This is a genomic window from Nocardia sp. NPDC057227 (assembly GCF_042669725.1).
Taxonomy (GTDB): Bacteria; Actinomycetota; Actinomycetes; order Mycobacteriales; family Mycobacteriaceae; genus Nocardia; species Nocardia asteroides_A.
Window position 1 is genome coordinate 30,838 of the sequence record NZ_JBHUXA010000032.1, and the last position, 23,322, is coordinate 54,159.

The 23,322-nt window shown below is 72.0% G+C and carries 22 protein-coding genes; 11 read left to right on the forward strand and 11 right to left on the reverse strand.

The features are described 5' to 3' along the window. Window positions 1-693 (reverse strand): hemolysin III family protein, encoded by a 693-nt coding sequence (locus ACFUJ1_RS30555; protein ID WP_378650779.1) that lies wholly within the window; start codon window positions 691-693, stop codon window positions 1-3. Window positions 694-788: 95 nt separating this feature from the next. Here ACFUJ1_RS30555 and ACFUJ1_RS30560 point away from each other — a divergent pair, with 95 nt between their 5' ends. Then, the gene (locus ACFUJ1_RS30560; RefSeq protein ID WP_269821900.1) at window positions 789-1,595 is read left to right on the forward strand and encodes an isoprenyl transferase; all 807 of its coding nucleotides are present in this window, start codon (window positions 789-791) and stop codon (window positions 1,593-1,595) included. A 13-nt stretch (window positions 1,596-1,608) separates the two neighbouring features. Here the strand turns inward: ACFUJ1_RS30560 and coaA are convergent, their stop codons facing one another. Next, entirely contained in the window at window positions 1,609-2,541 is a 933-nt protein-coding gene (gene coaA / locus ACFUJ1_RS30565) for a type I pantothenate kinase (RefSeq protein ID WP_378650780.1), read from the reverse strand. Window positions 2,542-2,709: 168 nt separating this feature from the next. Between coaA and ACFUJ1_RS30570 the strand changes: the two genes are divergently transcribed. The 3 genes from ACFUJ1_RS30570 to ACFUJ1_RS30580 are packed head-to-tail and all read left to right on the forward strand — an operon-like array spanning window position 2,710 to window position 5,773. Continuing rightward, window positions 2,710-3,918, forward strand: coding sequence for a DUF885 domain-containing protein (locus tag ACFUJ1_RS30570; RefSeq protein WP_378650781.1), 1,209 nt, complete (start codon window positions 2,710-2,712; stop codon window positions 3,916-3,918). A gap of 53 nt (window positions 3,919-3,971) precedes the next feature. Beyond that, window positions 3,972-5,264, forward strand: coding sequence for a serine hydroxymethyltransferase (gene glyA / locus ACFUJ1_RS30575; RefSeq protein ID WP_378650782.1), 1,293 nt, complete (start codon window positions 3,972-3,974; stop codon window positions 5,262-5,264). Window positions 5,265-5,302: 38 nt separating this feature from the next. After that, window positions 5,303-5,773: a limonene-1,2-epoxide hydrolase family protein gene (locus ACFUJ1_RS30580; protein WP_378650783.1), complete on the forward strand. Its 471-nt coding sequence runs from the start codon at window positions 5,303-5,305 to the stop codon at window positions 5,771-5,773. A 4-nt stretch (window positions 5,774-5,777) separates the two neighbouring features. Here the strand turns inward: ACFUJ1_RS30580 and ACFUJ1_RS30585 are convergent, their stop codons facing one another. Beyond that, window positions 5,778-6,053 (reverse strand): hypothetical protein, encoded by a 276-nt coding sequence (locus ACFUJ1_RS30585; protein ID WP_378650784.1) that lies wholly within the window; start codon window positions 6,051-6,053, stop codon window positions 5,778-5,780. Window positions 6,054-6,348: 295 nt separating this feature from the next. Between ACFUJ1_RS30585 and ACFUJ1_RS30590 the strand changes: the two genes are divergently transcribed. The 3 genes from ACFUJ1_RS30590 to ACFUJ1_RS30600 all read left to right on the forward strand — a co-directional run bounded on the left by ACFUJ1_RS30590 (window position 6,349) and on the right by ACFUJ1_RS30600 (window position 9,377). After that, window positions 6,349-7,725, forward strand: coding sequence for a PhoH family protein (locus tag ACFUJ1_RS30590; protein ID WP_378650785.1), 1,377 nt, complete (start codon window positions 6,349-6,351; stop codon window positions 7,723-7,725). Window positions 7,726-7,866: 141 nt separating this feature from the next. Next, window positions 7,867-8,724 (forward strand): acyl-ACP desaturase, encoded by an 858-nt coding sequence (locus ACFUJ1_RS30595; RefSeq protein ID WP_378650786.1) that lies wholly within the window; start codon window positions 7,867-7,869, stop codon window positions 8,722-8,724. Window positions 8,725-9,221: 497 nt separating this feature from the next. Next, window positions 9,222-9,377 (forward strand): hypothetical protein, encoded by a 156-nt coding sequence (locus tag ACFUJ1_RS30600; protein ID WP_378650787.1) that lies wholly within the window; start codon window positions 9,222-9,224, stop codon window positions 9,375-9,377. 129 nt (window positions 9,378-9,506) lie between these two features. Here ACFUJ1_RS30600 and ACFUJ1_RS30605 read toward each other — a convergent pair whose 3' ends face one another. After that, window positions 9,507-10,910 carry a class II fumarate hydratase gene (locus tag ACFUJ1_RS30605; RefSeq protein ID WP_378650788.1) on the reverse strand — a complete coding sequence of 468 codons (1,404 nt, stop codon included), beginning with the start codon at window positions 10,908-10,910 and terminating at the stop codon, window positions 9,507-9,509. Between the two features lie 99 nt (window positions 10,911-11,009). Beyond that, a complete protein-coding gene (glpX, locus tag ACFUJ1_RS30610; RefSeq protein ID WP_233020359.1) occupies window positions 11,010-12,053 on the reverse strand; it encodes a class II fructose-bisphosphatase in 1,044 nt (347 codons plus the stop codon). 109 nt (window positions 12,054-12,162) lie between these two features. On the opposite strand from glpX, the gene ACFUJ1_RS30615 reads away from it, so the two are divergent. After that, window positions 12,163-12,738 (forward strand): DUF4245 domain-containing protein, encoded by a 576-nt coding sequence (locus ACFUJ1_RS30615; protein ID WP_378650789.1) that lies wholly within the window; start codon window positions 12,163-12,165, stop codon window positions 12,736-12,738. Between the two features lie 76 nt (window positions 12,739-12,814). On the opposite strand, the gene ACFUJ1_RS30620 is transcribed toward ACFUJ1_RS30615, so the two are convergent. Genes ACFUJ1_RS30620 through ACFUJ1_RS30630 form a run of 3 tightly spaced genes read right to left on the reverse strand, consistent with a single transcriptional unit; the run spans window position 12,815 to window position 14,987 of the window. Continuing rightward, complete coding sequence (locus ACFUJ1_RS30620) at window positions 12,815-13,048, reverse strand: exodeoxyribonuclease VII small subunit (protein ID WP_378650790.1); 234 nt, start codon at window positions 13,046-13,048, stop codon at window positions 12,815-12,817. Next, window positions 13,045-14,289, reverse strand: a complete 1,245-nt coding sequence (gene xseA / locus ACFUJ1_RS30625) for an exodeoxyribonuclease VII large subunit (RefSeq protein ID WP_378650791.1) — start codon at window positions 14,287-14,289, stop codon at window positions 13,045-13,047. The genes ACFUJ1_RS30620 and xseA overlap by 4 nt, the downstream gene beginning before the upstream one ends. Then, the gene (locus ACFUJ1_RS30630) at window positions 14,286-14,987 is read right to left on the reverse strand and encodes a lipid droplet-associated protein (protein WP_378650792.1); all 702 of its coding nucleotides are present in this window, start codon (window positions 14,985-14,987) and stop codon (window positions 14,286-14,288) included. Before ACFUJ1_RS30630 ends, xseA begins: the two co-directional genes overlap by 4 nt. A gap of 115 nt (window positions 14,988-15,102) precedes the next feature. Here ACFUJ1_RS30630 and ACFUJ1_RS30635 point away from each other — a divergent pair, with 115 nt between their 5' ends. Then, window positions 15,103-16,107 (forward strand): 4-hydroxy-3-methylbut-2-enyl diphosphate reductase, encoded by a 1,005-nt coding sequence (locus tag ACFUJ1_RS30635; RefSeq protein WP_378650793.1) that lies wholly within the window; start codon window positions 15,103-15,105, stop codon window positions 16,105-16,107. Here the strand turns inward: ACFUJ1_RS30635 and ACFUJ1_RS30640 are convergent. Then, entirely contained in the window at window positions 16,104-16,844 is a 741-nt protein-coding gene (locus ACFUJ1_RS30640) for a DUF6542 domain-containing protein (protein WP_378650794.1), read from the reverse strand. The two genes, ACFUJ1_RS30635 and ACFUJ1_RS30640, sit on opposite strands and share 4 nt — an antisense overlap. 150 nt (window positions 16,845-16,994) lie before the next feature. Here ACFUJ1_RS30640 and ACFUJ1_RS30645 point away from each other — a divergent pair, with 150 nt between their 5' ends. Continuing rightward, the gene (locus ACFUJ1_RS30645; protein WP_378650795.1) at window positions 16,995-18,158 is read left to right on the forward strand and encodes an exonuclease SbcCD subunit D; all 1,164 of its coding nucleotides are present in this window, start codon (window positions 16,995-16,997) and stop codon (window positions 18,156-18,158) included. Beyond that, on the forward strand, window positions 18,155-21,226 hold the full coding sequence (locus ACFUJ1_RS30650; RefSeq protein WP_378650796.1) for an AAA family ATPase: 3,072 nt from the start codon (window positions 18,155-18,157) through the stop codon (window positions 21,224-21,226). Before ACFUJ1_RS30645 ends, ACFUJ1_RS30650 begins: the two co-directional genes overlap by 4 nt. A 47-nt stretch (window positions 21,227-21,273) precedes the next feature. Here ACFUJ1_RS30650 and ACFUJ1_RS30655 read toward each other — a convergent pair whose 3' ends face one another. Continuing rightward, complete coding sequence (locus ACFUJ1_RS30655; RefSeq protein WP_378650797.1) at window positions 21,274-21,825, reverse strand: methylated-DNA--[protein]-cysteine S-methyltransferase; 552 nt, start codon at window positions 21,823-21,825, stop codon at window positions 21,274-21,276. Next, the gene (locus ACFUJ1_RS30660) at window positions 21,825-23,282 is read right to left on the reverse strand and encodes an Ada metal-binding domain-containing protein (RefSeq protein WP_378650798.1); all 1,458 of its coding nucleotides are present in this window, start codon (window positions 23,280-23,282) and stop codon (window positions 21,825-21,827) included. Before ACFUJ1_RS30660 ends, ACFUJ1_RS30655 begins: the two co-directional genes overlap by 1 nt. Between the last annotated feature and the right edge of the window lie 40 nt (window positions 23,283-23,322).

Here is a 23,322-nt window from a genome sequence, read left to right on the forward strand (position 1 = left end):
TCAGCGCAGCAGGACCAGCCAGATCGCGGCGTAGTGGGCGAGCGCGGCCAGCACGGTGGCGGCGTGGAAGAACTCGTGGTGGCCGAAGACCTCGGGCCACGGATTCGGCCATTTGGTGGCGTAGAGGACGGCGCCCGCGCTGTAGATGAGGCCGCCGATGACCAGCAGGATGAGCGGAGCAAGCCCGACCTCGGCGTGCAGCTGCCCGGCCACAGGCACCACCGCCCAGCCGAGCAGCAGGTAGAGCGGCACCCCGACCCAGCGCGGCGCCGTCGGCCAGAGCAGCTTGAGCGCGACCCCGGCCAGCGCGCCCGCCCAGACCACGGCGAGCAGCGTCCGACCGGTCGAGCCGGGCAGCCCGAGCAGCGCGAACGGGGTGTAGCTGCCCGCGATGAAGACGAAGATCATGGAGTGGTCCGCGCGCTTCATCCGGATCCGCGTCTGCGGCGTGCGCCAGGTGACCCGGTGGTACACCGCGCTCACCCCGAACAGCGCGCACACCGTGATGCCGTAGACCAGGGTCGACAGCACGGCCGTCACCGAGACCGTGGTCGCGACCCCGACCAGCGCGATCACCGCGATGGCGGCGACACCGACGGCCCAGGTGTGGATCCAGCCGCGCAGCCGCGGCTTGCCGATCGCCTCGGCCAGCTCCTCGGCGGGCGACGCGGCGGCGCCGACGGTTTCGGACACGGGATGCCTCCTACTGAACTCTTCGGTAACCTACGGAACCGTAGGTTAATGGTGGCAGTCACCCTACCGGCGCGCAATCATCGGATGCTGTGTTCATGGTCTCGAGGCGTAGGGTGACCCGGGTGGAGCTTGGAAGTCAGGTGCGGGGGCTGCCCTATCGCCTCTACGAGTCCCGGCTGTCGAAGCAGCTCGCGGGCAAGGAGCACCCCCGGCACGTCGCGGTCATGTGCGATGGCAACCGGCGCTGGGCGCGGGAGAACGGCTTCACCGACGTCAGGCACGGGCACCGCGTCGGCGCGCTGAAGATCGCCGAGCTGGTCGGCTGGTGTGCCGACGAGGGCATCGAGATGGTCACCGTCTACCTGCTCTCCACCGAGAACCTGCGGCGCGACCCGGAGGAGCTGGAGACGCTCTTCGAGGTCATCACCGACGTGGTCGAGGAGCTCGCCGACCCGGAGCAGGACTGGAGCGTCCGGCTGATCGGCTCGCTCGACGGCTTTCCCGAGCTGATCGCCAAGCGGTTGAACACCGCCGCCGAGCGCACCATCGGCAAGCCGGGCGTGCACGTCAACGTCGCGGTCGGGTACGGCGGCAGGCAGGAGATCACCGACGCGGTGCGCTCACTGGTGCGCCAGGAGATCGCCGCGGGCGAGACCGGCGAGGACCTGGTGCAGTCGATCACCGTCCCCGCCATCGGCCAGCACCTATACACCTCCGGCCAGCCCGATCCGGACCTGGTGATCCGCACCTCCGGCGAGCAGCGGCTCTCCGGATTCCTGCTCTGGCAGAGCGCCTACTCGGAGATCTGGTTCACCGAGGCGTACTGGCCGGAATTCCGCCGCGTCGATTTCCTGCGCGCGCTGCGCGATTTCGCCGCGCGGCACCGCCGTTTCGGCATCTGACCTGTCGGATATCTCACAATTTACGCAAACGCAGCCTATTGATCGTGTGATCCGCGTCCTTGCGCAGCACCAGGGTGGCGCGCGGGCGGGTCGGCAGGATGTTCTCCACCAGATTCGGCCGATTGGTCGAGTTCCAGATGTCGCGCGCCGCGACCACCGCCTGATCGTCGGTGAGCGCCGAGTAATGGTGGAAATGCGCACGCGGATCCGCGAAGGCGCCGTCGCGCAGCGTGAGAAACCGCTGCACATACCAATTCTCGATGTCCTCGATCCGCGCGTCCACGTAGATGGAGAAGTCGAACAGGTCGGAGACCATGAGCCGGGGCCCGGTCTGCAGCACGTTCAGCCCCTCGACGATCAGGATGTCCGGCTGGTGCACGCAGTGCTTCTCGTCCGGCACGATGTCGTAGGAGACGTGCGAGTACACCGGCGCGCAGACCTCGGCCGCGCCCGACTTCACCTCGGTGACGAAGCGCAGCAGCTTGCGGCGGTCGTAGCTCTCCGGGAAGCCCTTGCGGTGCATGATGCTCCGCCGGATCAGTTCGGCGGTGGGGTAGAGGAACCCGTCGGTGGTGACCAGGTCGACCCGCGGGTGGTGGTCCCAGCGCGCCAGCAGCGCCTGCAGCACGCGCGCGGTGGTCGACTTGCCGACCGCGACGCTGCCCGCCACCCCGATGACGAACGGCACCTGGCTGTCCGGGTGCGTTTCGCCGAGGAAGGTCGCGGTCGCCGCGAAAAGCCTTTGCCTGGCCGCCACCTGGAGGTGGATCAGCCGGGCGAGCGGCAGATAGACCTCGGCCACTTCTTCCAGATCGATCTGTTCACCGAGCCCGCGCAGCCCGAACAGTTCTTCCTCGGTCAGTACCAGCGGAGTCGATTTGCGGAGTTTTCGCCATTGCTTCCGGTCGAATTCCACATACGGACTCGGCTCGCCCATTCGTGCCACTTACCCGATGCCTCCTCCGTGCAAACACGCTCCGTCGCGCGCCGGCGCGGTGACGTCGCCCGCCACCGTCGCCGCACAGCCGAATTGTGCTCCGCGCCGCGGGCGCACCGCACGCGGGGTCGCGATCGACACCGCCATCGCGGTGCGTTTCGCGCTAGTCTCGGCCGAATGGAAGCGCATCCACTCGTCACCGAGTACCTGCGGCTCGGCCTCGCCTTCGACCGCCTCGAAGAGGGCTTCGTCGATGCCTTCACCGGTGACCCGGAGCTGCGCCTGGCGGTCCGGAACGCGCCCGCGCCGGAGCCCGCCGCGCTGGCCCGCAGGGCCGCCGCGCTGCGCGCCGAACTGCCCGGCGCCGGACTGCCGCCGGAGCGGGCCGAATTCGTCGACGTGCACCTGCGCGCGCTGGAGTGCTCCGGGCGCAAGTTCGCCGGCGCCGAGATCGGCTTCGTGGACGAGGTGCGCGCCTACTTCGACGTCGAGATCTCTCCCGGCGACGAGGCGCTCTACCGCGAGGCGCACCGGCAGCTGGACGGGGTGCTGCCCGGCGACGGCCCGCTGCTCGAGCGGATCACCGCGCACCGGAAGGCCGACGAGATCCCGCCGGAGCGGCTGCGCGACTGCGTGGCGGCCTTCTCCGGCGCGCTGCGCGAGCGGGTGCGCGAGCGCTTCCCGCTGCCGGACAGCGAGCACGTCACCTACGAGGTGGTCGGCGACAAGCCGTGGTCCGGCTTCAACTACTACAACGGCGGTTATCACTCCACCGTCGCGATCAATTCCGACCTGCGCCAGCAGATGGCGAACCTGCCGCACCTGATCGCGCACGAGTCCTACCCGGGGCACCACACCGAGCACTGCCGCAAGGAGGCCGGGCTGGTCGCCGCCGGGCAGGACGAGCAGACGCTCTTCCTGGTCAACACGCCGCAGTGCCTGATGGCCGAGGGCCTCGCCGACCTGGCGCTGCAGGCCATCGTCGGCCCCGGCTGGGGCGCGTGGGCGCAGGAGATCTACGCCGACCTCGGGCTGCGCTTCGACGGCGAGCGCGCCGAGCAGCTGTCGCAGGCATCGGCCGGGCTGCTCGGGGTGCGGCAGGACGCCGCGCTGCTGCTGCACGACCGGCACCGGGACGCCGACGAGGTGGCCGGGTTCCTGGAGCGCTGGGCGCTCACCACCCCGGAGCGGGCGCGGCAGTCGCTGCGCTTCCTCTCCTCGCCGCTCTGGCGCGCCTACATCAGCACCTACGTCGAGGGCTACCGGCTGCTCGGCGGCTGGCTGGACGAGGCCGCCGACCCCGCCGCGCGGGCCGACCGCTTCCGCCGCCTCCTCGACGAACCGCTCACCCCCGGCGCCCTGCGCCGCGAGTTCGCACCCGCCTGACCCCGGCAGACCCGCCGCCGGGCGGCGCGCGGCGGGTCCATAGAATCGGCGGGGTGACGCAGACGACCGCTTCGGTGAATACCCAGTCCCTCGCAGAGCTCGACCCCGAGGTCGCGGCAGCGGTGGCGGGCGAACTCGCCCGCGAGCGCGACACCCTCGAGATGATCGCCTCGGAGAACTTCGTGCCGCGCGCGGTCCTGCAGGCGCAGGGCAGCGTGCTCACCAACAAGTACGCGGAGGGCTACCCGGGCCGCCGCTACTACGGCGGCTGCGAGCACGTCGACGTGATCGAGAACCTCGCCCGCGAGCGGGCCAAGGCACTGTTCGGCGCCGATTTCGCCAATGTGCAGCCGCACTCCGGCGCGCAGGCCAATGCCGCGGTGCTGCACGCGCTGCTCGAGCCGGGCGACAAGCTGCTCGGCCTCGACCTGGCGCACGGCGGGCACCTCACGCACGGCATGCGGCTGAACTTCTCCGGCAAGCTCTACGACGTGCACTCCTACGGGGTGAGCAAGGAAGACCACCGGATCGACATGGACGAGGTGCGCACCATCGCGCTGGAGTCCAGGCCGAAGGTGATCGTCGCGGGCTGGTCGGCCTACCCCAGGCAGCAGGATTTCGCCGCCTTCCGCTCGATCGCGGACGAGGTCGGCGCCTACCTGTGGGTGGACATGGCGCACTTCGCCGGGCTGGTCGCCGCCGGTCTGCACCCGTCGCCGGTGCCGCACGCCGACGTCGTCTCCTCGACCGTGCACAAGACCCTCGGCGGCCCGCGCTCCGGGATCATCCTGGCCAAGCAGGAGTGGGCCAAGAAGCTGAACAGCGCGGTCTTCCCGGGCCAGCAGGGCGGACCGCTCATGCACGCGGTCGCGGCGAAGGCGGTGGCCTTCAAGATCGCGGGCACCGCGGAGTTCAAGGAGCGCCAGGAGCGCACGCTCTCCGGCGCCGCGCTGCTCGCCGAGCGGCTGACCGGCGCCGACGTGGCGGGCAAGGGCATCAGCGTGCTCACCGGCGGCACCGACGTGCACCTGGTCCTGGTCGACCTGCGCAGCTCCGAGCTCGACGGCCAGCAGGGCGAGGACCTGCTGCACGAGATCGGGATCACGGTGAACCGCAACGCCGTCCCGTTCGACCCGCGCCCGCCGATGGTCACCTCCGGGCTGCGGATCGGCACCGCCGCGCTGGCCACCCGCGGTTTCGGCGACACCGAGTTCACCGAGGTCGCCGACATCATCGCCGGCGCGCTCGCGGGCGGCGAACTCGAGCCGCTGCGGGCCAGGGTGCGCAAACTCGCCCAGGACTTCCCGCTGTACTCCGGCCTCGAGGAGTGGGGCCTGCTCGGCTAGGGCTGTCGCCGTCGCGGGGTTCGGCCTATCGTCGGTACATGGCCGACAACCTGGAGACCACCCGCAACGGCGGCTCGGTGCCGCAGTCGCTGAACGGCAGCAGCCCCGGCACGCAGTCGGTGCGCACCGTCCGCGCCTTCCTGGAGGCGATGGAGCGCGGCGACACCGACGCCGCCGTCGAGCTGCTGCACCCCGACGTGGTGTGGAAGAACACCACGCTGCCCGATGTGCGCGGCGCGCGCCGGGTCGCGGGCGTGCTGCGCGGGCTGGAGCGCCCGGCCCTCGGCTTCGCGGTCGAGGTACACCACATCGCCGCGGACGGCGCGGTGGTGCTCACCGACCGGACCGACGTGCTTCGCTTCGGCCCGGTCGCCATCCGGTTCTGGGTGATGGGCACCTTCGTGCTCCGCGAGGGGAAGATCGTGCTCTGGGACGACCACTTCAGCTGGGAGAACTTCCTGCGCGGCACCGTCGGCGGCGTCTTCCGCGCGGTGTTCTCCCGCCGCTGACCCGCTACCCGGAGTGCTCGGCGAGGTACTCCAGGTAGAAGGGCCGCAACTGCTCGGCGACCTCGCCCTCCCCGGCGTGCAGGTAGTCGTCGATCAGCGGAAGCACGTACGTGATGTCGGCCTCGCTCTCGCCGACCTTGCCCGCCGCGGCCTCGGCCGCCGGGATGCGCTTCAGCAGTTGCCACAGGTACTTCACGTCGGCGCGGCGCACCGCGAGTTTGACGGCCCGGTCGTGCAGCTCCTTGGACGACAGTGCGGCGAGATCCTCTGGTACGGCCATGTCCGCGACTTTAACCGCAGCCTGACCGGAATGCCGCTGCCTGCTCGTTAACGACATATTCACCGCCAGTCCCGCGCTACATGCAGCGCGGTGTCGGGGGTCGGCGGTAACTTCGTTGGTGCGGACCGCGTCGTTGTGGTTCGTACGGGAGGTCCTGACCGTGACTGAGGCAATCAGTACGAGGGGGCCGGCACCCGGCCCTCGTGACGGTTGACGCAAGTCGGCCTTCATCAGGACGGACCGGTCCAGCGCGATCGTTCGTGCGGGTGCCGTGCGAACACTTTAGGAGCCCACCGTGACTGCTGCACGCTCCGTTTCCGCTCCCGCGTCGTCCGTATCGCCGGCAAAAGCAGATTCCCCGCGAGGGGAAGCCGTGGACGGCTGCAAGACCTTCGTCATCGACACCTCCGTCCTGCTCTCCGATCCCTGGGCCTTCACCCGGTTCGGCGAGCACCACGCGGTCCTCCCGCTGGTGGTGATCGGTGAGCTGGAGTCCAAGCGGCACCACCACGAGCTGGGTTGGTTCGCCCGCGAGGCGCTGCGCAACCTGGACGATCTCCGGCTGCAGCACGGCAGGCTGGACGAGCGGCTGCCGATCGGCACCGAGGGCGGAACCCTCCAGGTGGAACTGAACCACACCGACCCCGCGTTGCTCCCCGTCGGCTTCCGCACCGACACCAACGACGCCCGCATCCTCGCCTGCGCGCTGAACCTCGCGGCCGAGGGGGCGCGGGTGGTGCTCGTGTCCAAGGACATCCCGCTGCGGGTCAAGGCCTCCGCGGTGGGGCTGGCGGCGGAGGAGTACCACGCCCAGGACGTGGTGACCTCGGGCTGGTCCGGGATGGTCGAGCTGGACGTCTCCGGCGACCGGGTGGACGCGCTGTACGCGGAGGGCTCGGTCGACCTGGAGGAGGCGCGGGAGTTGCCCTGCCACACCGGCATCCGGCTGCTCGGGCCGAACTCCAGCGCGCTGGGCCGGGTCACGCCGGACAAGCGGGTGCAGGTGGTGCGCGAGCGCGAGGCGTTCGGGCTGCACGGCCGCTCCGCGGAGCAGCGCATCGCGCTGGATCTGCTGCTGGACGAGAGTGTGGGCATCGTCTCGCTCGGCGGCCGCGCGGGCACGGGCAAGTCGGCGCTCGCGCTGACCGCCGGGCTGGAGGCCGTGATGGAGCGGCGCACGCAGCGCAAGGTGGTGGTGTTCCGGCCGCTGTACGCGGTGGGCGGCCAGGAGCTCGGCTACCTGCCTGGCAGCGAGAGCGAGAAGATGGGGCCGTGGGCGCAGGCCGTCTTCGACACCCTCGACGGGCTGGCCAGCCGGGAGGTGCTGGAGGAGGTGCTGAGCCGGGGCATGCTGGAGGTCCTCCCGCTCACGCACATCCGCGGCCGCTCGCTGCACGACTCCTTCGTGATCGTGGACGAGGCGCAGTCGCTGGAGCGCAACGTCCTGCTCACGGTGCTCAGCAGGCTCGGCAGCGGTTCCAGGGTGGTGCTCACGCACGATGTGGCGCAGCGCGACAACCTGCGGGTCGGCAGGCACGACGGCGTCGCGGCGGTGATCGAGAAGCTGAAGGGGCACCCGCTCTTCGCGCACATCACGCTGACCCGCAGCGAGCGCTCGCCGATCGCGGCGCTGGTCACCGAGATGCTGGAGGAGTACGGGCCGAACTCCTGAGCCGCTGAGCCGACCGGCGGTCCCCTTCCGGGGGCCGCCGGTTGGTGACCACCCCTCGCCGGAGCGTCGATCCGCTGGGGTACTGCCCAGTTTCTCGACCGGGCATCCCCGTACCGGCCGCCGACCCGCTACCTTGTCCGGGTGCACACTGTGTTGACCGACCGCGAGTTGCTGGATTCGCTCACCGACGAGGTAGAGCTGAACCTGCATCGCCACATCCAGATCGCCGACGGCTGGCAGCCGCACGACTACGTCCCGTGGTCCGACGGCCGCAACTTCGGTTTCCTCGGCGGCGAGGACTGGGATCCGAGCCAGACCACGCTCGGCGAGACGGCCAAGCTGGCGCTCACGGTGAGCGTGCTGATCGCCGACAACCTCCCCTCGTACCACCGGGAGCTGGGCAAATCGCTGCGCAGCGGGCCGTGGTGGCGCTGGGTCGGCCGCTGGACCGCGGAGGAGAACCGGCACGAGATCGTCATCCGCAACTACCTGATGATCACCCGCTCGGTGGACCCGGTGCAGCTGGAGCGGCTGCGCATGGACCACATGACAACGGGATTCCGGCGTGCCCCGCTGCACCTGCTCGACGTGCTGGCCAACGGCGCCTTCGAGGAGGCCGCCTCCGCCATCAGGCACCGCAACACCGCCGCGCTCGACGAGAACCCGATCGTCACCGCTATCGCCGAGCGCATCGCCCGCGACGACGAGCTGCAGTCCGAGTTCTTCGCCGAACTGGTCTCCGCCGCCTTCGACCTGGCGCCGGACCAGACGCTGCGCGCCGTCGCCGACCGGGTCGCCGACTTCCGGGTGCCGAGCGTCGCGCTGCCGGACGGCCGCAACAGCGACGACGTGCTGGCCGAGGCCGGGATCTACCGCGCCGCCGACGAGGGCAGGCTGGTCTTCGCCCCGCTGCTCGACCGGTGGAAGGTCTTCACCCGCACCGACCTCGGCGAGGCGGGCGAGAAGGCCCGCGCCGAGCTGGCCCACCTGAAGGGCTGATTGTCGCCGGGGCGCTGACTCGGAATTCGGTAGGACCGGCCGCACATAAAACGACGTTGCGATACCGTCCCGGCCGCCTCCTGGGAGCGCTTCCGGCTATCGCTCGCGGCGGCGACCCCCGAATCGGGTCGTCGGCCACGGTATATCCGGGCCTGGATGCGGCGCCCCGATCGTTTGCGACCGGACCTGGGCGGTCGAGCGGCAACGGCTCGCAGTTGGCGACGCATATGAGGATCGCCGACTCGGGCCGTCACCGCCTACCTACTGACCCTCGAGTCCACTAATCGCACGACAGCGAAACCGCCGTTCGACCATTTACGGTCAGATAGTTGTGTCGAACCGGCGGAACCTCCAGCGCGTGTGTGGGTGCAGGCAGGGATGCTCCGCCTGCCGCTCACCGGCCACTGCCCGCCACCGGTCTCGGCGCACTCACCACCGCCACGGACACTGGTTCCTGTCCCTGATCGAACAAGTGTCATCACTGTCGAGGAGGAACGATGCCCATCGATCAGCCGCCGCTCACCCCGCAGGTCAGCGAGGTTCGGTATGCGGAAGAGCAGCAGAAGCTCCAGCGCAAACGCGATGAGGAGCGCCGCGAGGCCCTCGACGCGGAGATGCGTCGCAAGGCACAGGAGACGAAGCAGCAGAAGTAGCGACCGAAGACCGCAGGCCGGGCCGTCCACCCGGGCGGCCCGGCCTGCGGCCCGCGAATCCCGGCCATTCCAGCACCGCGGGCGTTGGTCTCGCGCGGTGCCGGAAGCACGGCCGACGGGTCGAAACGGCTACCGGTTCTGGTCCACCCGCGCCATCGACAGCACGTCCAGCCGACGGTCCAGCTCCTCGATGCTGAGTTTGTCGCCGATGAGGTCCCGGTCGATCACCGTCTGCCGGATCGTCTTGCCCTCCTTGAGCGCCTCCTTGGCGACCGCCGCCGCCTCCTCGTACCCGATCGCCGAGTTCAGCGGCGTCACGATGGAGGGCGAGGACTCGGCCAGCGTGCGCAGCCGCTCGGTATTGGCGACCAGCCCGTGCACACAGCGATCCGCGAAGAGCCGCGAGACATTCGCCAGCAACCGGATCGACTCCAGCAGGTTCCGCGCCATCACCGGGATGTAGACGTTCAGCTCGAAGGCGCCGCTCGCCCCGGAGAACGCCACCGTCGCGTCGTTGCCGATCACCTGCGCCGCCACCTGGGTAACCGCCTCCGGCAGCACCGGGTTGACCTTGCCCGGCATGATCGAGCTGCCCGGCTGCAGGTCGGGCAGCTGCAGCTCGCCGAGCCCGGTGAGCGGCCCCGACCCCATCCAGCGGATGTCGTTCGCGATCTTGGTGAGGCTCACCGCCACGGTGCGCAGCGCACCCGACGCCTCGACCAGCCCGTCCCGCGCCGCCTGCGCCTCGAAGTGGTCCTCGGCCTCGCGCAGCGCCTCCAGACCGGTGCTGCGGCGCAGCTCGGCGACGACCCGCGCGCCGAAGTCGGCGGGCGCGTTCAGCCCGGTGCCGACGGCGGTGCCGCCGATCGGCAGCTCGCCGAGCCGGGGCAGCGTGCCGAGCACCCGGTCGATCCCGGCCGCGATCTGCCTGGTGTAGCCGCCGAACTCCTGCCCGAGCGTCACCGGGACCGCGTCCATCAGGTGCGTGCGGCCCGACTTCACGACCGTGCGCCACTCGGTCGACTTGTCCTGCAGCGCCAGCCGCAGGTGGTCGAGCGCGGGCACCAGCTGGGTGACGATCGCCTCGGTGGCGGCCAGGTGCACCGCGGTCGGGAAGGTGTCGTTGGAGGACTGCGACATGTTCACGTCGTCGTTCGGGTGCACCGTGACGCCCGCGTTCGCCGCGATCGAGGCGATCACCTCGTTGGCGTTCATGTTCGAGCTGGTGCCGGAGCCGGTCTGGAACACGTCGATCGGGAACTGGTCGTCGTGGTTGCCGTCCGCGATCTCGCCTGCGGCGGCCACGATGGCGTCCGCCTTGGCCGGGTCGAGCAGCCCGAGCTCCTTGTTCACCGTGGCGCAGGCCGCCTTGAGCAGCCCGAGCGCCCGGATCTGCGCCCGCTCCAGGCCGCGGCCGGAGATCGGGAAGTTCTCCACCGCGCGCTGGGTCTGCGCCCGCCAGAGCGCGTCCACGGGCACGCGAACCTCGCCCATGGTGTCGTGTTCGATCCGATACTGCGTGTCCTCGGTCATACCTGCGACCCTAGGCGGCGCCCCGGTGGGATGGGGGAGCCACGGTCGAGAGGAATCGCACAGCCCCGGCGCGGAATTATCCGGCCGGGGCCGCGGTGCTCAGAACTGCGGCGGGTTGGCGTTCTCGTCGCCGTCGAAATCGACCGAGGAGTACTCGCGCAGCTTGGTCAGCCGGTGGTAGGCGTCGATCATGCGCACCGTGCCCGACTTCGAGCGCATCACGATGGAGTGCGTCGAGGCGCCGCCGCCGAAGTAGCGGACGCCGCGCAGCAGGTCGCCGTCGGTGACGCCGGTGGCGCAGAAGAAGACGTTCTCGCCGGAGACCAGATCCTCGGTGCCGAGCACGCGGTCCAGGTCGTGGCCCGCGTCGACCGCCTTCTGCTTCTCCTCGTCGTCCTTCGGCGCCAGCTTGGCCTGGATCTCGCCGCCCATACAGCGCATGGCGGCGGCCGCGATGATGCCCTCCGGGGTGCCGCCGATGCCGACCAGGATGTCGGTGCCGGAGTCCGGGCGGGCCGCGGCGATGGCGCCGGCCACGTCGCCGTCGGAGATCAGCCGGATCCGGGCGCCCGCGTCGCGGACCTGCTCGATCAGGTCCGAGTGCCGGGGGCGGTCCAGGATGCAGACGGTGAGGTCGGACTTCTGCAGCCCCTTCGACTTGGCCACCCGGCGGATGTTCTCCGAGATCGGCACCGAGATGTCGACCACGCCCGCTGCCTCCGGGCCCACCGCGATCTTGTGCATGTAGAACACCGCGGACGGATCGAACATGGCGCCGCGCTCGGCCACCGCGAGCACCGAGATGGCGCCGGGGGAGCCCTTCGACATCAGCGTGGTTCCGTCGATCGGGTCGACCGCGAAGTCCACGTCCGGCCCGGTGCCGTCGCCGACCGCCTCGCCGTTGTAGAGCATGGGCGCCTCGTCCTTCTCGCCCTCGCCGATCACCACGATGCCGCGCATCGACACCGAGCTGACCAGCTGGCGCATGGCGTCCACGGCCGCGCCGTCGCCGCCCTCCTTGTCCCCGCGGCCGACCCAGCGGCCTGCGGCCATGGCACCGGCCTCGGTGACGCGGACCAGCTCCAGCGCGAGGTTGCGGTCGGGTGCCTCACGGCGGCTCGGTGCGGGCGAAGTTGCCGTCATCGCGGGGTGCCTCCTTGGTTCGGGAAATCCACCGCGATTGTCTCACTACGACCGGTACGGCCGTACACCCCTGTGCGCGAGCTGCGCCGCAGGTGGGGATACTGGAGGCGTGCCGAACCAGAAGCCACGCATCATGAACGACTACAAGGATCTGTTCTTCTCGCTGATCCCGCTGGTGCTGATCGCCGTGGTCTTCGCCGGGCTGGCCAGCCAGTGCAGCTTCTCCGCGACCGGGCCCACCCAGGGGCGGATCCCGCATTTCGACGTCGACGCGGCGCTCGGCTCGGACGCCCGCACCCTGCCGTTCCCCATCCGCAACCCCGAGCTCCCGGCCGACTGGACGCCGAACTCGGGCAGCAGGGAGACCATCACCGGCGCGGGCGGCGGGCCGATCAGCTCCGTCGGCTACATCACCGGGGAGGGCACCTACCTGCGGTTCTCGCAGAGCAGCGCCGCCGAGGAGCAGCTGGCCCGCTTCGTGCTCGGTTCCCGCTACCCGACCGGGACGGTCGACGTCGACGGGACGAAGTGGGTGGTCTACAGCGAGCCGACCGAGGAGAACGCCTGGGTCGCCGACCTCGGCGCGGTCCGGGTGCTCGTCACCGGCGCGGGCAACGAGGCCGCCTTCCGCACCCTCGCGGGCGCGATCACCGCGGCGCAGCCGCTGACGCCGCCGTCCCGCTGACGCGGTAGGCGCGCGGCATGCTCCTCGGGCGTCGATGAGCTGCCGCGCCCTGCTCGAGCGGGACCGCTGCGCGGCTCTACTCCTCGTGCTCCAGGTCCGTGCGGGCAAGCGCGTTCTCGACGCGCTCGCGGGCACCGGCGAGGTGCTCCTCGCAGCGATTCGCCAGGGCCTCCCCGCGCTCCCAGAGCGTGAGCGATTCGTCCAGGTCGAGCCCGCCCTGCTCGAGCATCTTCACCACGGTGGCGAGCTCGTCGCGGGCCCGCTCGTAGCCGAATGCGGCGATCTCTTCGGTCTCGTCCGGCACGCTCACGCCCCTCCTGTCCGCTCGGTTCCCAGCGCGGCCGCGCTGATCGCGCCGTCCGCCACCCGGATGCGCAGCTGGCTGCCCGCGGGCGCCTCGTCGACGGCGCGCACCACGTGCCGCTCCCGGCCGTTGACGCGCTGCACGACAGCGTAGCCGCGCGCCATCGTGGCAGCCGGACCCACCGCGACCAGCTTCTCCCGCAGGTGCCGCAGCGTCGTCCGCTCGCCACTCACCCGATGCTCCGCGCTCCGCCGCGCGGCGGAGCGCAGCCGCTCGACCTCCTCGGCGCGCCGCTCGACCTCGCGCAGCGGGTCGGCGAGCACCGGCCGCGAACGCAGCTGCGCCAGCGCCCGCTCCTCGCGGCGCACCCAGCCGCGCAGCGCCCCTGCGGCGCGCTCGCGCAGCTCACGCACCCCGGCGAGCTCGGCGGCGGCGTCCGGCACGATCCGCTTGGCGGCATCGGTCGGGGTGGCGGCGCGCAGGTCGGCGACGAAGTCGCTGAGCGGGCTGTCCGGCTCGTGCCCGATCGCGCTCACCACCGGCGTCGTCGCCGCGACGATGGCCCGGCACAGCGCCTCGTCGGAGAAGGGGAGCAGGTCCTCGACGCTGCCACCGCCGCGCGCGAGCACGATCACCTCGACCGCGGGGTCGGCATCCAGCTCGGCCAGCGCCTTCAGGATCTGCGGCACCGCCGCCGCGCCCTGCACCGCGGTGTTGCGGATCTCGAACCGCACCGCGGGCCAGCGATTCCTGGCGACGGTCAGCACGTCGTGCTCGGCCGCGCCGCCGCGCCCGGTGATCAGCCCGACGGTGCCGGGCAGGAAGGGCAGCGGCCGCTTGAGCCGCTGGTCGAAGAGCCCCTCCGCGTCCAGCAGCGCGCGCAGCCGCTCGATCCGGGCCAGCAGCTCGCCGACGCCGACCGCGCGGATCTCGAGCACCCGCAGCGACAGACTGCCGCGTGCCGGATAGAACTGCAGCTTCCCGTAGACGACCACCCGCGTGCCCTCGCGCAGCGGCACCGGCGCCGAGCGCACCAGCTCCGGATCGCAGGTCACCGCGAGCGACATGTCCGCCGACGGGTCACGCAGCACAAGGAACGCGGTCCGCGTCCCCGGCCGCAGCGAGATCTGGGTGATCTGCCCCTCGACCCAGACGCTGCCCAGCTTGTCGATCCACTGCGCGACCTTCATCGAGACGGTGCGCACCGGCCACGGCTGCTCCGCGGAGTTCGCGGGGCCGGAGGTCACTGCGCCCGCACGGTGGCGATCCGGTTGGTGAGCATGGTCAGGAAGGGCGCGCGGGCCAGGGTCTGCTCCTCGTAGGCGAGCAGCGCGGAGAGGTCGTCCACCGAGAGCATGCGCAGCCGGGCGCGCAGCTGGGCCAGCGTCATGCCGGGGTAGTCGTACTTGGCGGCGACCTCGGGCAGCTCAGGGCCGCTCGGCTCGGGCGCGCTCGGCTCCGGCTCGTCGAGCGGCTGCGGCGCGGAGCCGGTCGCCAGCGGCTGCTCCGGGGTGATATCGGTCACCGAGGCGATCGCGTCGTCCGGGACCGGCTCGGCCGCGATCTCCGGCGCGCTGTAGCTCGGCGCCGTCGCGAGATGGCCGTTGCCGCTGCCGATGTCGTCGCCGGTGTAGCGGTCGAAACGGCTGACCCTGGGGTCGGCGATGCCGCCCGGCGCGAAATCGTCGCGGTATTCGTCGACGTCCTCGTCGAAGGTCGCCCATTCCGGTTGTTCCACCGGATTGCCGCCGAGGCGTTCGAAGACCGCGTCGCCTTTCAGCGCCAAACTGGTGACGAACTGCTGCACGTGCATCGACGTCTGCAACAGCTGGCTCACCGCCGTGATCGGGAAATGAATTGCCGCGCTCGGCAACCTGCGGCTCTCTTCGAGGGCGTACACGGCGGCGCCGGCCGCGACCCTGGCCAGGAACGGTGGTCGGAACATGGTCCCAGCCTGCCCGAAACGATGTGTGATGCAAAGGACGGGTGTCACGGCGTGTGATTCTTCCGTGCGCGACCGCCGCGGGCGGCACCCGGCCCGAGTCCGTATTCTGTGGGACATGTCCTCGGCTATTTCCCTGAACGTCGGAATCGCGCGCTCCGCCGGTTCCTCCGGCGCCGCCGACGCGAAGCGGGTGCTGCTGGCCGAACCGCGCGGTTACTGCGCCGGCGTCGACCGCGCCGTCGAGACCGTGGAGAAGGCGCTGGAGAAGCACGGTGCGCCGCTCTACGTCCGCAAGGAGATCGTGCACAACCGGCACGTCGTGGAGACGCTGCGGGAGCGCGGCGTGATCTTCGTCGACGAGACCGACGAGGTGCCGGAGGGCGCCCTGCTGGTCTTCTCCGCGCACGGCGTCTCGCCCGCGGTGCACGCCTCGGCGGCCGAACGCAGCCTGCGCACCATCGACGCCACCTGCCCGCTGGTCACCAAGGTGCACCAGGAGGCCAAGCGCTTCGCCCGCGACGACTTCGACATCCTGCTGATCGGCCACGAGGGGCACGAGGAGGTGGAGGGCACCGCCGGTGAGGCGCCCGACCACGTCCAGCTCGTCGACGGACCAGGCGGGGTCGACGGCGTGACCGTGCGCGACGAGAACAAGGTCATCTGGCTCTCGCAGACCACGCTCAGCGTGGACGAGACCATGGAGACGGTCCGGCTGCTGCGCGCGAAGTTCCCGCTGCTGCAGGATCCGCCGAGCGACGACATCTGCTACGCCACCTCCAACCGGCAGACCGCGGTCAAGGCGATGGCGCCGGAGTGCGACCTGGTGATCGTGGTCGGCTCGCGCAACTCGTCCAACTCGGTCCGGCTGGTCGAGGTCGCGCTGAACGCCGGCGCGCGGGCCGCCTACCTGGTCGACTACGCCCGCGAGGTGGACACGGCCTGGCTGGACGGGGTCCGCACGGTCGGCATCACCTCCGGCGCCTCGGTGCCGGAGATCCTGGTCGACGGGGTGATCCAGCTGCTCGCCGAGCACGGCTTCGCCGACGTCCAGCCGGTCACCACCGCGAACGAGACGCTGGTCTTCGCGCTGCCCCGCGAGCTGCGCCCCGCCCGCCGCTAACGCTTGGGCTTGCGCCGGTCGTCGTCGCGGTCGCGGTAGCGCACCGTCGGCCGCCCCGGCGCCGCACCCTCGCGGCGGCGCGGGACCTCGTCCTCGCGCGTCGCGGTGCGCCCACGGCCGGAGCCACGGGGTTTCCGCGGCGGTGCCGCCTCCGCGGGCGGGGGCGGCTGCCGCCGGGACGGCCCGGGCAGCAACTCGGTCTTCATATCGTGGACGTCGTCCTCGGGCTCGCTCCGCGACCGCTTCCCGCGCTCCGCGGTATCGCGCAGCGACGTCCCGCGCCCCCAGCTGGTACCCCGCCGCCCCTCCCCGGCCCGCGCACTCGCCTCCTCGCGCCGCCGCTGCCAGATCCGGAGTCCGCCGACGGCGAGCGCGAGCACGGTGGCGAGCAGCATGGCCGGAAACCGGTTCACCAGCGGAATCGCCAGGTTGAGCAGAATGTCCTTGATCGAGGTCGAGCCGCCCGCGGTGAGGAACTGGTACGCCAGCGGCACCGAGGCGAAGAGCAGCAGCGGCGGAAGCACCATCGTCGTGAAGAGCCCCCGGTACCGCACCGCGAGCACCGCGAGCAGGCAGCCGAGCACGTACGCCCCGGAGAAGGCCAGGGTCAGTTCACTGCCGCCACCGGCGGCATCGACCAGAAATCCCGCGATCGTGCAGGCAACCGCGATCAGCACCGCCACCGGTGCCGAGACGCCACGGACCGCGGGCAGGACCGAGCGCTGCGATGCGGGCACGCGGGGTCGCACACGTTGAGAAGCAGCCACGGAATGCACACTAACCCGCCGTCGGCCGGTGGGACGGAACGGCGGGTCGGTTGGCGCGGAGGCCCCGGTCACCGCGTGGAAGTTTGAACTGTGTCGGTGGGTTGGCCTAGGTTTCGCGGCATGCGGCTGCTGCACACCTCCGACTGGCACATCGGGCGCACCTTCCACGGCGTCGATCTGCTTGCCGATCAGGCCCGTTCGCTCACCGCCGTCGCCGAGCTCGTCGCGGCCGATTCGGTCGATGTCGTGCTGCTCGCCGGCGACGTCTACGACCGCGCGATCCCCAGCGCCGATGCCATCGCCGTCTGCAACCGCGGCTTCGAGGCGATCCGCGAAGCGGGCGCCCGCATCGTGGCGACCTCGGGCAATCACGACTCCCCGGCCCGGCTCGGCGCGGGCGCCGGTTTCGCCGCGGCGGGCGGGCTGCACCTCTGCACCACCGTCGCCGCCTGCGACCGCCCGGTCCTCCTCGCGGACGAGCACGGCACCGTCGCCTGCTACGGCATCCCCTACCTGGAGCCGGAGATCACCCGCGCCGAACTCGACGTGCCGCAGGCCCGTTCGCACGCCGAGGTGCTCGACGCCGCCATGGCCAGGATCAGGGCCGACCTGGCCGCCCGCGGCACCCCGCGCTCGGTGGTGCTCGCGCACGCCTTCGTGACCGGCGGCGAGGCCACCGGCTCCGAGCGCTCGATCGCCGTCGGCGGGGTGGAGGAGGTCTCGGCGTCCGCCTTCGACGGCATGGACTATGTGGCGCTCGGCCACCTGCACTCGCCGCAGACCCTGTCGGAGTCCGTGCGCTACTCGGGGTCGCTGCTGCCGTACTCGTTCGGCGAGCGGTCGCATCGGAAGGCCGTCTGGATCGTCGACCTCGATGAAACGGGGCTGGCGGCGGTCCGCGGGCACGAGCTGCCGGAGATCCGCGGCCTGCGGCTGCTCTCCGGCACGCTGGACGAGCTGCTGACCGACCCGGTGTTCGATCGCGCCGTCGACGACTACATCACCGCGGAGCTGACCGATCCGGTTCGGCCCATGGATCCGCTGCGCAGGCTGCAGAGCCGATTCCCCTACGCGGTGCACGTGGATTGGCAACGGCCGGAGGGAGATCCGGAGTTCCGCTACCGTGAGCGGGTGCGCGGCAGGTCGGATGTGCAGATCGCGAGCGGCTTCGTCGCGGACGTGCGCGACGAGCCGTCGCAGCGCGAGGTCGGGCTGCTGGAACAGGCGCTGGCGGCGGCCGTTGCCGAGCCGGACGCCGCGATCGAGAGCGGGTTCTTCGAGTGAGGCTGCACCGCCTGGAGATCCTCGCGTTCGGCCCGTTCGCGCAGCCGACCGTCATCGACTTCGACGTGCTCGGCGCCGACGGCCTCTTCCTCCTGCACGGCCGGACCGGCGCGGGCAAGACCACGGTCCTGGATGCCATCGCCTTCGCGCTGTACGGCAAGGTGCCCGGCGCGCGCTCCGAGGGAAAGCGGCTGCACTCCGACCACGCCCCGGAGGACGTCGCGCCCAAGGTGGTGCTGGAGGCGACGCTGGGCGGGCAGCGTCTCCGGATCACCCGCAGCCCGGAGTTCCACCGGCCGGGCCGGAAGACCGCCGTGTCCGCCAAAGCAACGCTGACCTGGCTCGACGGTGAGCGGCAGCACCTCTCCCGCATCCAGGAGATCGGCGACGAGGTGATCCGGCTGCTCGGTATGAGCGCCGATCAGTTCTTCCAGGTGGTGCTGCTGCCGCAGGGCGATTTCGCCCGCTTCCTGCGCGCCGACAACGAAGAGCGGGAGAAGCTGCTGGAGAAGCTCTTCGACACCGAGCGTTTCGGTGCGGCCGAACAGTGGCTGGCCGAGCGGCGGCGGGAGGCGGGGGAGGCGCTGGCGGCGCAGCGGCAGCAGGTCGTCGGGCTGATGGATCAGATCGCCGGTGTCACCGGGCAGCCGCGGGACGAGGCGCCGCTGAGCGAAGCCGAGGTCTGGGCACAGGACCTGCTCGCCGCCACCCGCGCCGAGGTCGGCAGCACGGGCGACCGGGCCACCGCGCGCCGCGCCGCCTACGAGACCGCGCGACGTGCGCTGGACCGGGAGCAACGGGCGCGCACCCTGCGCGAGCGCGCCGCAGGCGCGCACACGCAGCTGGACGATCATGCGGCGGATTCGGCGCGCAGGGCCGCCCTGCGCGCCGAGCTGGAGGCGGCGTACCGGGCCGACCCGGTCGTGGCGGCGGTACACGAGGCGCGGGACGCGCTGGAGACCGCCGGTACCCGGGTGGCCGACCGCGACGTGATCACCGCCCGGCTCGGCGCGGCCGTCGGCGATCCGGGCGCCGCCGACATCGATGGCATCGAGCTGGTGCCCGTCGATGCCGGGTCGGTTCCCGAGACGGCCGATCTCGAGCCCGCGTTGCACGCCTGGCTCGGTGGGCTCGGCAGACTCGACGAGCGCGCCGCCGATGCCGATGCCGTGACCGGACTCACCGGCAGGCTGGAGAAACTGGCCTCCGCCGAGCGCGCCCTGCATCGGGAGCGGGATGAACTCGCCGGTCTCAGGGAGAGCCTGCCCGGCCGGCTGGAGGCGGCCGAGGCGCGGCTGCGCGAAGCCGAGGGCGCCGCGGTCGCGCTGCCCGGACTGACCGATGCCGCCGAGCGGTGCGACACCGCGGTGGCGGCGGCGATCCGCCTGGTCGAGTGCCGCGGTGAGCTCGTCGCCGCCCAGACGGCTTCGGTGGATGCCAAGGCCGCGCACAACGACGCCCGTGCCGCCGTCCTGCACCTGCGGGAGCGGCGCCTGGCCGGAATGGCCGCCGAGCTGGCCACCGGGCTGCGCGATGGCGAGCCCTGCCAGGTGTGCGGTTCGGCCGAGCACCCGCGGCCCGCGGTCGCCGGTGCCGAGCAGGTCTCGAAGGCCGCTGAGGCCGCCGCTGCCGAACGGGAGCAGGCCGCGGAGCGGGTGAGCGACAGTGCGCACGCGCTGGTCAACGAGCTGGAGCGGACGGTGAGCACGCTCGCCGCGCACGGTGGCGACGCCGACCGGGTAGAGCTGGAGGCGCGCAGGCGCGCGGCCGCGCTCGAATTGGCGGACGCGCGGGATCTCGCGAACGGCAGGGAGCAGGCCGCGGGTGAGCTGGCCCGGCTGCGCACCGAGTCGGAGCGGTTGCAGGACCGGCTGCGCCGCTGCGAGACCGAGCTCGGCGCCACCGTCGCCGAGCAGGACGCGGCCAGGAGCCAGCTCGAGCAGGTCACCGCGCGGGTGCGTGCCGCAGCCGGGGCGGACGGGTCGCTCGCGCGCCGCCGCACCCGGCTGCGCGCCCTGGTGCAGCACACCGAGGAGTTGCGCAGCGCCCGTGCGCAGGTGGCCGCCGCGGTGCAGCTGGCCGACTCGACGCTGGCCCGTGCCGAGCGTCTGGCGAACGATGCGGGCTTTGTCCTGAATGGCCCTGCCGTCGAACCGGATTCGAATTCCACAGCGGAACGGCTGCACGCGGCCGAGCGCCGACGGGCGGCGATCACGGCACAGGTCGGTCCGGCCGCCAGGCCCGCGCGGTGGCAGCAGGAGACCGCGACGGCGCTGGAGGAGGCCGAGCTCGCGCGGCATCGCGCGCAGACCGTCCTCGACGAGCCGGAGGTCGGCGCCGCGCTCGCCGCCGAGCCCGCGGATCTCACCGAGCTGGAGAGCGGGCTGGCCGAAGCGCAGGAGCTGCGCGATCAGGCCGTCGCCGACCACTCCGACGCGCAGCGGCGGGTGGCGAAGCTGGAACAGCTCAGCGGGCAGCTGTGGTCCGAGCTCGAGCGATTCGCACCGCAGCAGGCCCGATTCGAGGAGCTGGAAGGGCTGGCCAAGCTGGTAGCCGGGCGCGGCCAGAACAACAGGCAGATGTCGTTGCGGTCGTATGTGCTCGCGGCCCGGCTGGAGGAGGTCGCGGCAGCGGCTTCGGCGCGGCTGCGCCGGATGTCCGGCGGCCGCTACGAACTCGTGCATTCGGACCGGGCGAACGCCCGCAACCGGCTCAGCGGCCTCGGCCTCGACATCCGCGACGACTACACCGGCCGCGTCCGCCCCGCCAAGACGCTCTCCGGCGGCGAGACCTTCATGGCCTCGCTCTCCCTCGCGCTCGGCCTCGCCGACACCGTCGCCGCCGAATCCGGCGGCATCGTCCTGGACACCCTCTTCATCGACGAGGGCTTCGGCGGCCTCGACGCCGACACCCTCGACGCCGTCATGGGCGTCCTCGACGAACTGCGCGCGGGCGGGCGGGTGGTCGGCATCGTCAGCCACGTCGACGAGATGCGCCAGCGCATTCCCAGCCGCCTGCACGTCGTCCGCGGCCGCGAGGGCTCCTCCCTCCGCGCCACCGTCGCCTGAGGCGGGTGCCCCGGGCGCGGAGCACCGACGGGCGACAGGGCAACCGGCTATCGGCGCGCGGCCTCCGCCAGCTCGGGGGCGCCGGACCTGGCGACCGCCCGCGCCTCGTGCGCGAGCAGCCACCGCTTCGCCTCCAGCCCCCACCGGAACCCGCCGAGCGCCCCGCCGATCCGCAGGATCCGATGGCACGGAACGAAGAGCGCCGCCGCATTCCGCGCGCAGGCATTGGCGGCCGCCCGAGTGGCCGCCGGACGCCCCGCGGCCCCGGCGAACTCGGTGTACGTGATCGGCTCCCCGGCGGGCACCGTCCGCAGCACGTCCCAGGCATGCAGCAGGAACGGTCCCGACAGCTGCCGCACCGGCACCGCGTCGATCACCCCGACCTCCCCGTCGTGGAACGCGACGATCGCCTCGCTCACCGCGCCGAGCGAATCCCGTTCGCGCAGCGCGGCGGGCCGCAGTGCCGGGTGGATCAACCCGCGCAACCCCTCCGCATCGCCGGTCCACCCACTGGCCAGCACCGCCCCGTCCGCGTCGACGAGCGCGGTGAACGGCCCGATCGGCGTCCGGACCACGGCGTAGTCGGCAGTCGAATTCATCACTGAACCTTCGCTTTCGAGTCGGAGCAGGCGGCGACTCGATCGCCGAGCGCCACCCGCCACAGATGCATGGAGAGGTACGACCGCCACGGCGACCACGCCGCCGTCTCGGCCAGGTCGATGCCGAGCAGCTCCGCGCCGCGCCGCACGATCAGGTCGGTGCCGAGCAGGATGTCCGGGTCGGCGAGCAGCCGCATGGTGACGTAGTCGGCGGTCCACGGCCCGACGCCGGGCAGCGCGAGCAGGTCGCGCCGCAGCTCGGCGGCGGTGCGCCCGGCGTGCAGCACCAGCGCGCCGCTGGCTACGGCCGCCGCCGCCCCGAGCACCGCCGCCACCCGGCGCCCCGGCCCGGTGAGCACCTCGGCCCCGCGCTCCGCCACCACCGCGGGCTGGGGGAAGAGCACCGCCCCCTCGACCCGCTCGCCGAGCGCCGCCACCAGCCGCGCGGTGTGCGTGGCCGCGGCGGCGACCGAGATCTGCTGCCCGATCATGGTGCGCAGCAGCAGCTCGGCGCCGTCGGCGCTCCCCGGCACCCGGATGCCGGGGGTGAGCCCGGGCCGCACCGCGGTGAGCGCCTCGTCGATGCCGACCGGGTCGGCGTCGAGATCGAGCAGGTGCCGCACCCGGGCCACGGTGGGCGCCAGGTCGCGCATGTCGCGCAGTGCGAGTTCGGCGCGCACGTGGTCGTCGAGCAGCGTCAGCCGGACCAGCGCGTGGCCGTGCGGGGTGCGCAGCGCCCTGGTGTAGACGCCGTCCGCCCAGCCCTCCAGTCCGGGCACGGTGTGCGCGGCGAGGAACCAGCCGAGCCAGGCCCGGTCCAGCGGGGGCCGGAAGGGCAGCCGCAGGGTCAGCGTTCCGGCCGCGGTGTCCGGTTCGGCGCCGCGCCTGCGCGCCTCGGTGCGCAGCACCGTCGGGCTCACCCCGAACACCTCGCGCACGGTGTCGTTGAACTGCCGGATGCTCGCGAACCCCGCCGCGAACGCCACGTCCGAGATCGGCATGGCCGTGGTCTGGATCAGCAGCCGCGCGGTGTGCGCGCGATGCGCCCTTGCCAGCGCCAGCGGGCCGGCGCCGAGTTCGGCGGTGAGCACCCGGGTCAGCTGCCGCGGCGAGTAGCCGAGCCCGGCCGCCAGCCCCTGGACCCCGCCGCGCTCCAGCACGCCGTCCCCGATCAGCCGCATGGCCCGCGCGGCCAGGTCGGCCCTGGTGTTCCAGTGCGGCGAGCCGGGTGCGGCGTCCGGCAGGCAGCGCCTGCAGGCCCGGTACCCGGCCTGCTGCGCGGCCGCGGCCGTCGGGAGGAAGGAGACATTGGCCCGCTTCGGGGTGATCGCCGGGCACGACGGCCTGCAGTAGATGCCGGTGGTTCGCACCGCGGTGAAGAACTGCCCGTCGAAGCGGGCGTCCCGGGTGGAGACCGCCCGGTAGCAGCGTTCGAAGTCGAGAGCCGTGTCGTTCACGCCCTCCACTCTGGCAGCGCCGTCCGCCGCGGGCCAGCGG